10 protein-coding genes are annotated in these 12,111 nt (G+C 69.4%); 5 read left to right on the plus strand and 5 right to left on the minus strand.

Features of this window, described 5'->3' with window-relative positions; all coding sequences use genetic code 11:
* Positions 1-96: 96 nt before the first annotated feature.
* From M8I34_RS09845 to M8I34_RS09860, 4 genes are all read right to left on the minus strand, one after another.
* Positions 97-1,407: an MFS transporter gene (locus M8I34_RS09845; RefSeq protein ID WP_250048954.1), complete on the minus strand. Its 1,311-nt coding sequence runs from the start codon at positions 1,405-1,407 to the stop codon at positions 97-99.
* A gap of 92 nt (positions 1,408-1,499) precedes the next feature.
* Positions 1,500-2,078, minus strand: a complete 579-nt coding sequence (locus M8I34_RS09850) for a nitroreductase (protein WP_250049125.1) — start codon at positions 2,076-2,078, stop codon at positions 1,500-1,502.
* A gap of 13 nt (positions 2,079-2,091) precedes the next feature.
* Positions 2,092-3,069 carry an arginase family protein gene (locus M8I34_RS09855; protein ID WP_250048956.1) on the minus strand — a complete coding sequence of 326 codons (978 nt, stop codon included), beginning with the start codon at positions 3,067-3,069 and terminating at the stop codon, positions 2,092-2,094.
* A 138-nt stretch (positions 3,070-3,207) separates the two neighbouring features.
* Entirely contained in the window at positions 3,208-3,792 is a 585-nt protein-coding gene (locus tag M8I34_RS09860) for an isochorismatase family cysteine hydrolase (RefSeq protein WP_250048963.1), read from the minus strand.
* 171 nt (positions 3,793-3,963) lie between these two features.
* Between M8I34_RS09860 and M8I34_RS09865 the strand changes: the two genes are divergently transcribed.
* From M8I34_RS09865 to M8I34_RS09880, 4 genes are read left to right on the plus strand one after another with little or no spacing between them, the layout of a single operon-like run.
* Positions 3,964-4,770: a hypothetical protein gene (locus M8I34_RS09865; RefSeq protein ID WP_244416179.1), complete on the plus strand. Its 807-nt coding sequence runs from the start codon at positions 3,964-3,966 to the stop codon at positions 4,768-4,770.
* 35 nt (positions 4,771-4,805) lie between these two features.
* On the plus strand, positions 4,806-5,816 hold the full coding sequence (gene hypE, locus M8I34_RS09870) for a hydrogenase expression/formation protein HypE (RefSeq protein ID WP_250048965.1): 1,011 nt from the start codon (positions 4,806-4,808) through the stop codon (positions 5,814-5,816).
* The gene (gene hypF / locus M8I34_RS09875; RefSeq protein WP_250048967.1) at positions 5,816-8,134 is read left to right on the plus strand and encodes a carbamoyltransferase HypF; all 2,319 of its coding nucleotides are present in this window, start codon (positions 5,816-5,818) and stop codon (positions 8,132-8,134) included. Before hypE ends, hypF begins: the two co-directional genes overlap by 1 nt.
* A gap of 10 nt (positions 8,135-8,144) precedes the next feature.
* A complete protein-coding gene (locus M8I34_RS09880; RefSeq protein WP_250048973.1) occupies positions 8,145-9,605 on the plus strand; it encodes a hypothetical protein in 1,461 nt (486 codons plus the stop codon).
* A gap of 13 nt (positions 9,606-9,618) precedes the next feature.
* Here the strand turns inward: M8I34_RS09880 and M8I34_RS09885 are convergent, their stop codons facing one another.
* Positions 9,619-10,623, minus strand: a complete 1,005-nt coding sequence (locus M8I34_RS09885) for a LacI family DNA-binding transcriptional regulator (RefSeq protein WP_250048975.1) — start codon at positions 10,621-10,623, stop codon at positions 9,619-9,621.
* A 508-nt stretch (positions 10,624-11,131) separates the two neighbouring features.
* Here M8I34_RS09885 and M8I34_RS09890 point away from each other — a divergent pair.
* Entirely contained in the window at positions 11,132-11,869 is a 738-nt protein-coding gene (locus M8I34_RS09890; RefSeq protein WP_250048976.1) for a class I SAM-dependent methyltransferase, read from the plus strand.
* The last annotated feature ends 242 nt before the right edge of the window (positions 11,870-12,111 follow it).

A 12,111-nucleotide genomic window follows, 5' to 3' on the forward strand; every position in this document is an offset into this window, starting at 1 on the left:
GTGGTACGGCCGTTCCATGACGGTGGGACGGCCGCCGCTTCATGACGGTGTTACGGCCCGCTCCCGCAGGTCCGGCTACGGGAGCCCGGCAGCGGATCAGTCGGCCGGAGCCGGGGCGACCGCTGCCTTGTGGCGCGGCGGCCGGGTGAGCGCGGGGGTCACCAGGCCGGTGAGCGCGAGCAAGGCCGCCAGCCCCGCCCAGCCGGCCGGGCCCACGTCCACGACGGCCATCACCAGTACCGCAGGCCCCACAACCGTGCACCCGGTGGCCCCGAGTTGGTAGACGCTCAGGTAGTAGGTGCGCTGGGCCTCGGGGGCGAGCCCGTAGGAGATCCCCCAGCCGCCCGCCGACTGCCACAGCTCGCCCAGTGTCAGCGCGACCGCGGCGAGCAACAACAGGACCGTGGCCGTCAGTCCGTCCACGGACCGGGTGAACGCGACGAGCACGCAGAACGCGGCCAGCGCCAGTCCGGCGAGCCGCTGCTTGCGGCCCGCGTGCCCGAGGTCGTCCCCGCCCTTGCTGAGCCGGATCTGCAACATCACGGCCATCACGGTGTTGATGGTCAGCGCCACACCGACGAGGGCGCGCGGCGCATCGGTACGGGTGACGACCCACAGCGGGAAGGCCACGGACAGGATCGGCATATGGGCGTACAGGATCCCGTTCGTGACGGACAGCAGCAGGAACCGCACGTCCCTGAAGGGCAGCAGCTTCGACCCCGCCGGCTCCTTCGAGCCGTGGTCCACCGCCCGGCGCGGCAGCCGCAGTCTCAGCAGCAGCATCCCCGAGACGAAGAATCCCAGCGCGTTGAACAGCACGAAGACGACATAGGCGCGAGGGGACGCCCAGGTGATCACGGCGGTGGCGGCCAAGGCCGAGAGCGCGTACGCGGAGTTGCGGGCCACCGCGACCACGGCCATGGCCTCCACCATGGAGCCCTCCTCGCTGGTGGCTCCCGCGACCGACTGGATGATGGGCATCGCGGCCCACTCCACCGCGCCCACCAGACAGGCCACCACAAGGAACAGAGCGAAGTCGTCGACCAGGGGATAGACCAGGAACGCCGCGGCCCGCCACAGTTGCAGCGCCACCAGGACGGGCCCGTCACCGAACCGATCCGCGAGCCAGCCGATGGGAATGGCGCACACCAGTCCCACCAGGCCGGCGATCGACAGCCCCAGTCCGACCTGTGCGTTGGTGAGCCCGATGACCTGGGTGTAGAAGAGCGCGGAGCCCGCGAGGAAGATGCCACGGCCCGCGGCGTCGACGAAGGCGACCAGCAGGAAGGTGCGGGCCGCCCGCCCCGGAGGAACGCTGCGTGCCGCGCGCCGGGCCCAGGCGGCCGGGCCCTGCCCGGGCGGATGCTGCCGTTCGTGCGGCGGCGTCAACTCGTCACTCGGTTCCACTGGTGCGCTCTGCCTTTCTCATCCGGTCAGGACCGGCTGGGTCGAGTCTTCGGGCGGTCCTCGCCGACCGGGCGCCCGCTCGGCCCACGCGGTCAGGGACCGGCGACGTCGCCCGCCTTCGCGGCCGTGGCGGCCGCGCCGGGGAAGGCCGAGACCTTGGCCGCCACGTCCTCGCGGGGCCGCCGCAGGAGCCGCGCGTGCTCGTCGGGCGTGCCGATGTCCAGGGAGCCCAGCACCCGTTCGGCGGGCGACAGCTCCAGGAGCTCACGGACGCCTTCGCTACGGCACAGCGCTCCGGTCCGCCAGATACTGCCGTAGCCACGGGCGTGCAGCAGCATCATCATCGCGTACACCATCGAGCTGGTGCCCGCCAGTTGCTCCCATTCCTGGACGCGGTGGTCCAGCCGCGGCACGAAGATCAGCACCGCCTTGAGCGGAGAGCGCAGCATCTTCCGTCTGGCCCGCTCCTGCTGCCCCGGCGGTGCCTCGGCGGCCAGGCAGTCGCCGAGTGCCTCGCGGCCGTCGCCGTGCAACAGGACCCACCGCCACGGCCGGAGCGAGCCGTGGTCGGGGGCGGTGGCCGCGCCTCCCAGCAGATAGGTGAACTCCGCGTCGGTGGGGGCCGGGGCGCTGAGCAGATGGCTGCTGCGCCGCGTCAGGATGGCTGTCATGACGTCCACGGCGTCACTCCTCGGGGAGTCGGGGCGGGTTCGCCACGGGGTGTCCGGGGGATGGCGGTGCGCCCGGTCCGTGGGTCCGGGCCGCGATGCGGGCGAGGTACGCGGTGGTGAGGGCCATGACCGCATGCCCGGTCATCCCGCCGACGTCGTGGGCCGGGGCGAACTCCACGATGTCGTAGGCCAGTACGGGTTCGGGCAGGTCTTCGATGAGGCCGAGCAGCTCACCGGTGCCGATCCCGCCGGCGACCGGCGTGCCGGTGCCGGGTACGCACGAGGCGTCGAGCACATCGATGTCGAGCGTGACGTAGAAATGGCTGACCCGCTCGCTGATGTCGGCCAGATGTCGCCGGTAGTTCTCCCGGGCCGCCCGGGGATCGTCCGCGAAGTGCGCGGCCCGGACCTCACGGATGCCGTGCTTCTCGATGAAGGCGGTCTCGCCCGCGTCATAGGCACGGGTGCCGACCAGCAGCACGTTCTCCGGGGCGACCGCGCCGTCCTCGATGATGCGGCGCAGCGGCGAGCCGTGGGAGATCCCGGACCCCTGGTAGCCGTCGAGCACGTCCGGGTGCGCGTCGAACCACACGAGGCCGAGGCGCCGGCCGGTGCCCGCCGCGGCCACGATGGGATAGGTGACCGAGTGGTCCCCGCCGTAGGTCAGGACGGGCACCGTGACCTCACGGAAGACCTTCTGGTAGACCTCGGCGAGGTGCGCGATCGACCGGGGGAGGTCGAACCGCCAGGTCGGGATGTCGCCGAGGTCCCGCAGCCGCACCGCCGAGGCGTCGCGGCCATGACGGTCGGTCGTCTTGAGGCGGGGGGTGAGCTCCCGCACCCTGGCGGGTCCGAGCGAGGCGCCGCCCGCACCGCCCGCGCCCCCCTCGAAAGGCACCCCGATGACGAGGAGATCGGGTTCCTGCTGTGCGTCAGGGGGCAGCGCGAGCCCGTTCCAGGCGTGGGCCCCCGCTGTCACTGCCACGTCCATGGGACGCCTCCTCAAGGGTTGCGCGCGGGAGCCTTCGACAGGAGCCGGGCACGATCACGGTGCCGGCGACGGGCCGGGTGTGCTCCCGCGGTGTGCGGTGGATGTGCGTACCCGGCCGTCCGAGCGGTCCGACAGGTCCTAGGGAAGCGCCGCAACGGAGAAGTCGAAGTCCTCCTTGCCGCCGATGCGCCGGGCCACCTCGGCCATCGGTGCCACCACGGCGCAGTAGGACGCCAGCCATTCCAGGGCCCGTGTGCGGTCCTCCTCGCGGGTGGAGACGACCCCGTCGGAGGGCACGACCACGTTGTAGCCGCGGAAGTGCGCGTCCGCCGCCGTCGTCTGGATGCAGACCTGCGCCTGCATCCCCGTGATGATCACGGTGTCGATGTCGTTCTTTTGCAGGTAGTCGTGCAGGTCCGTCTCGAAGAAGCCGCTGTCCTTCTTCTTCTCCATGACGATGTCGACGGGTTCCACGAACTCCGGGAGCAGTTCGGCCCCGCGGGTGCCGCGCAGCACGGGGATGCGCCCGTCGTGGTACTCGATCTTCTTGTCGTCCTCGTCGTAGACCAGTTGCAGATGGATCACCGGGACCTGGAGCTCCCGCATCCGGGCCAGGAACTCCTGGAACGCGGGGGTCATCTCCTGCACGTTCGCCTTGCGCTGCTCGTTCTTGTCGACCAGGTCACGCTGGAGGTCGTTGGTGAGGATTGCGTATCGAGGCATGTGACTTCCCTGGCTTCGGGAGTGGGGGTTCCGGGTGGAGTCGGCCAAACGACGGCGAGCGTAGTCATACGAATGACCTGTTCGCAACAGATTGACTCTTTCCCGTCGTCAAACATGAAGCTCACAAGCAGAGTTGAAGCCATGGCTTCCTCTTGTTCTTCAGTCATGCGTATGACTAACCTGCGACACAGCAGGCACCGGGACACCCCGGGTGCCGCTGCGCAGCACGTCCCCTTCACCATCATCAGAGAGAAGAGGCTTGCCATGGCCGAGCGCCTGTCCGTGCAGATCGACGCCGAGAACGACGCCTTCACCAACGCGGTGAAGGACCAGCTGTTCAAGGCACTCTCACAAGCCGAGACGGAATCGCTGGAGTGGCTGGTGATGGAGCATTACCAGTTCTCCTTCGCCAACAAGGTCCTGCTCCAGAAGGCCGTGGACTGCACCAAGAAGCTGGCCGACACCGGGGTCTCGGTGGAACTTCAGCGCAACGTGGACGAGGAGGACGGCCACGCCCCGATGTACAAGAAGGGCATGCTGGAGGCGGGTACCGACATGGACAAGCGGGTGGAGTTCCCCCCGACGACGCGGTTCCTGGCGGAAGTCGACGCGCTGTGCGCCCCCGACCCCTCGCGCGCCCTGGGCTCCCTCTACGCGACCGAGACCGCGGCGATCTTCGAGCACGAGGTCCTCTTCGAGATCTGCAAGGAGATCTGCGACCGTCGCGGGTTCACCTACGAGGGCAGCCTGATCAAGCGCTTCCACGACATCCACCTGGAGGACGGCGTGGAGCAGGGGCACAAGGACGGCCTCGCCGCGTTCGTGGACCTCGGTCCGGACGCCGCGGACGGCGACGGCGAGCCGATCGACATGGACGAGGTCCGCAAGGGCGCCCTGGAGGCCATCCGCATCATGCGGGTGTGGTGGGACGCGCTCCTCCAGAAGTCGCTGGGACACTCCGTCCTCTCCGCCGCCTGATCCGACGACCGCAACCGCACACAGGAGGCCGGCGCGTGACGAAGACCGTGGTCCTGGACCATGGAGCCGGTGGAGGGATGAGCCAGGAGCTCATCGCCGGCACCATCGCCTCGATTCTTGGCGACACCTACATCGGCGAAATGGAGGACAGTGCCCTGCTGGAGCTCCCCGGCAGGCGGATCGCCGTCACGACCGACTCCTTCGTGGTGGAGCCACTGTTCTTCGACGGTGGCGACATCGGGAAGATAGCCGTCGCCGGCACGGTCAACGACCTGGCCGTCAGCGGCTCCCGTCCGCTCTACCTCACGCTCGCGGTCGTCCTCGAAGAGGGCTTCGCGCTGGCCGACTTCCGGCGGATCCTGCACTCCGTACGGGACACCGCGGTGGCGGCGGGGGTGCAGATCGTCGCCGGCGACACCAAGGTCGTACGGCGTGGGGAGGCGGACGGCATCTTCCTCAACACCACGGGTGTGGGGGTGCTCGAACGCCCCCTGCACCTGTCCAGCAAGTCGCTGCGCACCGGGGACCAGGTCATCGTCACCGGCTACCTGGGCGACCACAGCATCCATCTCCTCTCCCAGCGGGAGGGCCTCGGCTTCGAGCATCGGGTGCGCAGCGACTGCGCGGTGCTCAACCATGTGATCGCCGATGTCCTCGATGCCTGCGGCGAGGGGGTGCGGTGCATCCGCGACGTGACCCGAGGGGGCCTGGGCACGGTCGTCAACGAGTTCGCCCAGGCTTCCTCGGCGGCCGTGCTGCTCTCCCAGCCCGACCTGCCCGTCAGGCCGGAGACCGCCATGGCCGCCGACATGCTGGGCGTCGACGTCATGTACCTCGCCAACGAGGGAAACCTCTGCCTCGTCGTCTCCCCGGAGCACACCGAGGCCGCGCTCAAGGCCCTGCACGCCCATGAGGAGTGTGCGCGGGCGGCCGTCGTCGGCAGCGTGGTCGACGGAACCCCGGGAACCGTCCGGATGACCGGTCCGGACGGCCGTGAGAAGACCGTGGACCTGCTCTACGGTGCCCAGCTGCCGAGGCTGTGCTGATGGCGGCGGTGCGCCGTACCCTGCGGGTCACCGGTTTCGTCCAGGGGGTGGGCTTCCGCCCCTTCGTCTACCGCCTGGCCACCCGGCACCTGCTGGGCGGCTGGGTCCTCAACGACATGCGCGGCGTCACCATCTGCGTCGAAGGGCCACGCACCGCGGCGGACGCCTTCGGAGCCGACCTGTACGCGCAACTGCCGGGCCTCGCGCGTATCGACACCTGTGAGGTACTCGCCGAGGAGCCACTGCGCGAGTGGAACTCCGCCTTCGCCATCCGGCAGAGCCGCCCCGACGGCGGGTCGGGCGGGCTCGTCACCCCCGACAGCCTCGTCTGCGCGGACTGTGTCACCGAGCTGATGGACCCCGCGGACCGCCGGTACCGCTACCCCCTGATCAACTGCACCAACTGCGGGCCGCGTTACAGCATCATCAAAGGACTTCCCTACGACCGGCCGCTGACGACCATGGCCGCATTCGTGATGTGCCCGGAGTGCCAGAAGGAGTACGACTCCGCCGCCGACCGGCGCTTCCACGCCCAGCCCAACGCCTGCTGGTCCTGTGGCCCCCGGGTGCGGCTGCTGGCGGCGGACGGCACGGAGATCGGCGACGGGGACCCGGTCCGGACCGCGTCCGGGATGCTGCGCGACGGACACATCCTGGCCGTCAAGGCACTGGGCGGCTACCAGCTCATGGCCGACCCGTACCTGCCCTCGGCGGTGACCGCGCTGCGCTCCCGCAAGGAGCGCAGCGCCAAGCCCCTGGCACTGCTGGCCGCCGACACCGCGACGGTCGCGCGCTACGCCCACCTCGACGCCGCGGAGACCCGGCTGCTGGAGTCCCCGGCGCGGCCCATCGTCCTGCTCCGGGCCCGCCGGAACAGCGGACTCTCACCGGATGTGGCCCCCGGATCCCCTACGTTGGGATTCATGCTGCCGACCACCCCCTTGCAGCACCTCCTGCTGGCGGACAGCTCCGGCGTCCTCATCGCCACCAGCGGCAACGCCCCGGACGAGCCCATGGCCCGTACGGAGGAGGAGGCGCTCGCCACTCTCCCGGGCCTGGCGGACGCCTTCCTCGTGCACGACCGCACGATCCATACCCGGGTGGACGACTCCATCGCCCGCGTCGTGCACCGCGCGGACGGGCCGGCCGAGGTCCTCCTGCGCCGGGCACGCGGATTTGTCCCCGATCCCTTGCCGGCGCCCTTCGAGGTGCCTCCGGTCCTCGCCCTCGGGGCCGAACTGAAGAACACCGTGTGCCTCGGCTCCGGCACCTCGCTCTATGTCGGGCAGCACATCGGAGACCTCAAGTCGCCGGGCAACCAGCGGTTCTTCGCGGACACCATCGGCCACTTGCGCCAGGTCTTCGACGTGACCCCCCGCTACGTCGCGCACGATCTGCACCCGGACTTCCACAGCACCCGCTACGCCCGCTCCTGCGCGGACATGGAGCCGGTGGCCGTACAGCACCATCACGCGCACATGGCGTCCTGCATGGCCGACAACGGCCTGGACCGCCCGGTCATCGGCGTGATCTTCGACGGCACCGGCTACGGCACCGACGGCACCATCTGGGGCGGCGAGTTCCTCGTCGGCGACTACCGCGGCTTCGAGCGGGCCGGACACCTCGCGCGCTTCCGGCTGCCCGGCGGGGACAAGGCCGTACGCGAACCGGCCCGCGTGGCGATCGCGCTGCTCACCCAGTACTTCGGCCAGGACGCGGCATCCCTCCCGCTCGGTCTGCTGCGAAACCGGGACCCGTTCGAGGTCGAGGTGCTGATGAAGATGACCGAACGTGGGCTCCACGCCCCGCTGACCTCCAGTATGGGCCGTCTCTTCGACGCATACTCCGCGCTTCTGGGCGTGTGCGAGGAGGTCGGCTACGAAGGGCAGGCCGCCATCGAACTGGAGCAGCTCATCGCGTGGGACCACACGCCGGCGACGCCGTGGCCGCTGCGGCTGGACGACGAGGACGGGTGCCTGGTCGTCGATCACGGGCCCTGGCTGGAAGCCCTGCTCGCCGGCCTGACGGACGGACGTCACAGCACGGCCGCACTGAGCCGCGCGTTCCACGAGAGTGTGGTGCACGCGGTGGTCGAGGTCTGTCTGCGGCTGTCGCGCACCCACGGGCTGCCCGATGTCGTCCTGAGCGGTGGGGTGTTCCTCAACCAGCACCTGCTGATACGGGCGGAACAGGAACTGACCGCGGCGGGACTTCGGGTACACACCCACCGGCGGATACCCCCCAACGACGGCGGCGTGTCCGTGGGGCAGGCAATGGTGGCGGCGGCACGGGCGGTCGCGACGGACGCAACGAACTGACGAGGCGGCAATGGACGAACAACGGGTGCGGCAAGCGGTGGACGCCGTCGTCGGACAACTCCGGACGTATGTGCCCGACATGGCTCCGTACTTCGAGGACGACCGGCCCCTGGGGGAGTACGCGAAGGCGCTGAGCCCCACCTCCGGCGTCGCTCCCGAGCACGCGGAGCGCCAGGAACTGATCGCGAAGTGCGTACGGCGGGTACTGCGCCGGGCGTTCGGGCCGGGCGGCCCCGCGGATGCCGTCACGGCCCGTGACATCCGGGCGGTGAACATCGTCGACCACCACCAAGTGCTCAATCATCCGCTGCTCCTGGGCACCAACATCATTGCGAACGCGGGCCGGCTGCTGTCCGACGGGCCGGCGGCGCCGATCGTCACGTTGTCGTGCAGCAACGTCAACCCCAGCAACCACTACATGAGAAATGGGTTCCGTTTCCGGGGTGTGGACATCCCCTACTTCTCGGCGAAAGAACACCGGGACGTCATGTACTATCTCCGGCCGCGGGCCTTTGACTTCGTAGAGCGGCTTCACTCGCTCAAGCGCTGGTCCGGTTTCGCGCCCGCCGACCAGGATTTCCTGGAGGAGTACCAGCATCTCCTCAACGGACTTGATCATTCCGCAAGTCCGGGACACCGTGATCAGCTGGCGACCGTGGTGCACGGGACCTGGCCGCGGCTCTTCTCGGAAGAACTGCGCCCCCGTCTCCCGGATTTGCTCTACGCCGGTGCCGAGGACGTGGCCAGGGAAAGCCTGATCGAGTTGCTGGCGGAGGAGAGCTACCTTTCCGAGGCGCTGCTCGACCCCGTACCGCGGCAACGGGTTCTCGACACCTTTCGCGGGGTCGTGGTCGCCTGGGACGAGGCCGCCGGAAAGGGAACGCATTTCTTCTGGATGCGGCACCCCGGCCGGCCGGGGCTCCTGCGGCTGTACGTGCAAGATGGCGAGCTGGTACCGGCCGACCCGCGTTTCGCCCACCTGCGGGTTCCCCTGGAGCGGGAGGCCCTGCGCGAGGCGCTGCACCGTGAGGACCTCGTGCCCTCGGTGGCGCTGTACATGACCCTGCTGCTGTTCGCGGGCATCAAGCCCCTGGTCGGCCCCGGATCCCTCGTCTACACCACACAGTTGAAGAACGGGTGGCAGGCGCTGCTGGACCGTCACGGACCGGCGCGGGAGGCCCGGCTCATCGAGGAGGTCGACGTCACCGGCATGATCGCGGGCACCCCGGTGTTCTTCGAAAGGGCAGGGGAGACGCTGACGACGCTCTACGCTGCCGACGTCATGAGCAAGGGCGGGGTGGACGAGACCTATGTGAACAGCGTGCTCCGCACCCCGTTCAAGGACGTCCTCTCCGTCGGGTCCAGCGGCGTCTACGACCTGTTCTCGAACTCCTACATCCCCAAGGAGCAACAGCTCACGGAGCGGATCGGATTCGACGAGGCCGCGACGTTCGTCCACGACTGGGTGTGAGCCGGCGGCTGCCTCACGCCTGCGGTGCCGGGCCGATGGAGCCCCGCTCGACGAGGGCGACCGGCAAGGGCTCGGGATCCGCCGTCACCCCGCCACGCAGCCCGACCAGCATCCGCATCCCCTGGTCGCCCAGATCCTCCAGCGGAAGGCGGACACTGGTCAGCCCGGGGGTGACCTGGGAGGCGGTGGGGGCATCGTTGAAGCCGATCACGGACAGATCCGTGCCGATGGTCAGCCCGAGGCTCATCGCCGCCGAGTAGACGCCGGTCGCCATGTTGTCGTCATCGCAGACGACGGCGGTGGGCCGGTCCGGTGCGGACAGCACCGGCATCATGCGTTCCTTGACCATGGACGGGGCGAAGGGGCAGGGGATCCGCTGCGCAATGACGTCGGGCCGGGTGTGCACGCCCAGGTCGAAAGCCTGCGCCCGCTGCTCGAAGGTCCATGCGGGCCGGTCGGCCCGGACATGCGCGATGCGCCGGTGCCCCAGGGCGAGCAGCCGGTTCAGGGCCAGGGCCATGCCCCCGCTGACGTTCATCGTCACCGCCGGGATGCCCGGCGCCGGCGCGTCGTCGAGCACGACCAGGGGCACTCCCGCGCTCACGTCGGCGACCGTCTTCGCGGGCATGGAGCACGCGATGACGCCGTCGAGTGCCTGCTGCGGCGCGGAGAAAGGGCTGGTGCCGTCCTCGGCGCTGAGCGGGAAGACCACGAGGCCGAGGCCGTGTTCGGCCCCTCGGCGGGCCGCACCCGCATGGACCGCGGCGAAGGCGTTGTTGGTGAGAGTGGGGACGGCCAGCAGGACCGTGCCACTGGTTCCCAGCCGGAGATGGCGGGCCGACTGATTGATGCGATAGCCCATCCGCTGCGCGGTCTCGGTAACGCGTCGCACCGTCTTGTCGCTGATACGACCGCGGCCTTTTCCGTTCAGTACCAGGGAAACCGTCGACTGCGAGACCCCGGCAACGCGGGCGACATCCGTCGCGGTTACGGCACGGAAAGGTTCGGTATCGGACATTCAGGAATCTTCTGTTGAGACGGTGTGGAGCTCTTCGCTTATTTCTATCGCACAATCGACGAGAATGCCGCATGCAGTTGTCACGCGGAGATGGGGCAGCAGTTCCATCCCGTTCTACAACCTTTGAGGGGCAAAAGAAAGCTGATACCCATCGGTGGAACGGGCCGGATGGCCGAGTCCGCGGAATCCGTCGTGAGGGTTGCCATCATGGTGTATGGCGCATCCAAACCGAGGAAGCCGGACTCAAGGGTGGAAGCCCGACACTCCTTGCATGCCGCCGAGTTCGGGCCCGGGTGTTGTGGCGCGCGGCGGGGGATTCGGCCCGCCGACAGTCTTCCATCCTCTGCGGTGGTACTTCGCCGAAACTCGCGAAGTCGTGGCCGTGAAGGGCGCGCAGCTGCATCTGCGGGTACTCCGCACCGATGCCCTGGCAGATGCGGTGTAAGGCCGTCATCGGGCCGAGGGAAATCCAGGTGCGGGCGGCATCCGGCGCTGCCATGCTGCGCCGGTGAATCGTGAACAGATCTCCGCGCTGGCCCATGCCGAGCACCCGATAAAGTCCCCGCTCGACGACGACTCCGTGCGCCAACTGCTGGAACGCTGCCTTCCGCGTGGCACCGAGCGGGTGCTCGACCTGGGGTGCGGGGGCGGGGAATGGCTGCTGCGCGCCCTGGCCATGCACCCGCGGCTGGAGGCCGAGGGCGTCGACATCTCCGAGGGCGATCTGGCGCAGGCCCGGCAGGCCGCGGTCCGCCTCGGCGTCCAGGAGCGCCTCGTACTCCACCAGCGAGAAGCCGAAGAATTCACCTCCCCGCACCCGTTCGACCTGGTGCTCAGCGTCGGCGCCGCGCACGCCTTCGGCGGCCTGCTGCCCACCCTGGCAGCGGCACGCAAGCACCTGGCCCCCGGCGGACACGTACTGATCGGTGACGGCTTCTGGGAGCGCGAGCCCGCACCGGAAGCCGTCGAGATGCTCGGGGAGTTCACGGACCTGGCGACCACGCTGGACCGCGTCGCCGCCGACGGGTGGACCCCCGTGCACGGCCATGTCAGCTCCCGCGGTGAGCTGGACGCCTACGAGTGGTCCTGCTGGGGTTCGCTGGCCGCCTGGGCCCTGGACCACCCCGCCCACCCGGACAGCGCGCAGGTGCTCGGGACGGCTGCCACGCGCCGCTCCGAATGGCTCCGCGTCTACCGGGACACCTGGGGCTTCGTCAGCCTGGTCCTGCGCCGAACGTCCCCCTGACCCGGACCGGGCCCGCCGGGTCGCGCGTCTGTTCGTATCGAACGGTAACGGTACCGCTTCGAAGAGCGACTCTGACGTTTTCTCAGATCCCCCCGTGGTGCACTTGGTGGACGTGAGGTCGTCTCATGCGCGGGGGAGCGATGACGCATTCGACTGCGTGCCCAGGATGCGGCTGCGGCACAGTTTCGGGGGCCGCGTTCTGCGGCAATTGCGGTGTGGCCGTGGCGGACGCCGAGCCGACT

The sequence above is a fragment of the Streptomyces sp. MCA2 genome (assembly GCF_023544705.1).
GTDB lineage: Bacteria > Actinomycetota > Actinomycetes > Streptomycetales > Streptomycetaceae > Streptomyces > Streptomyces decoyicus.

Bases quoted from the DNA above. Each gene is read 5' to 3' on its own strand.
- M8I34_RS09850 (WP_250049125.1), bottom strand. From the start codon at position 2,078: ATGACAGCCATCCTGACGCGGCGCAGCAGCCATCTGCTCAGCGCCCCG.
- M8I34_RS09855 (WP_250048956.1), bottom strand. From the start codon at position 3,069: ATGGACGTGGCAGTGACAGCGGGGGCCCACGCCTGGAACGGGCTCGCG.
- M8I34_RS09860 (WP_250048963.1), bottom strand. From the start codon at position 3,792: ATGCCTCGATACGCAATCCTCACCAACGACCTCCAGCGTGACCTGGTC.
- M8I34_RS09865 (WP_244416179.1), top strand. From the start codon at position 3,964: ATGACTAACCTGCGACACAGCAGGCACCGGGACACCCCGGGTGCCGCT.
- hypF (WP_250048967.1), top strand. From the start codon at position 5,816: ATGGCGGCGGTGCGCCGTACCCTGCGGGTCACCGGTTTCGTCCAGGGG.
- M8I34_RS09880 (WP_250048973.1), top strand. From the start codon at position 8,145: ATGGACGAACAACGGGTGCGGCAAGCGGTGGACGCCGTCGTCGGACAA.
- M8I34_RS09885 (WP_250048975.1), bottom strand. From the start codon at position 10,623: ATGTCCGATACCGAACCTTTCCGTGCCGTAACCGCGACGGATGTCGCC.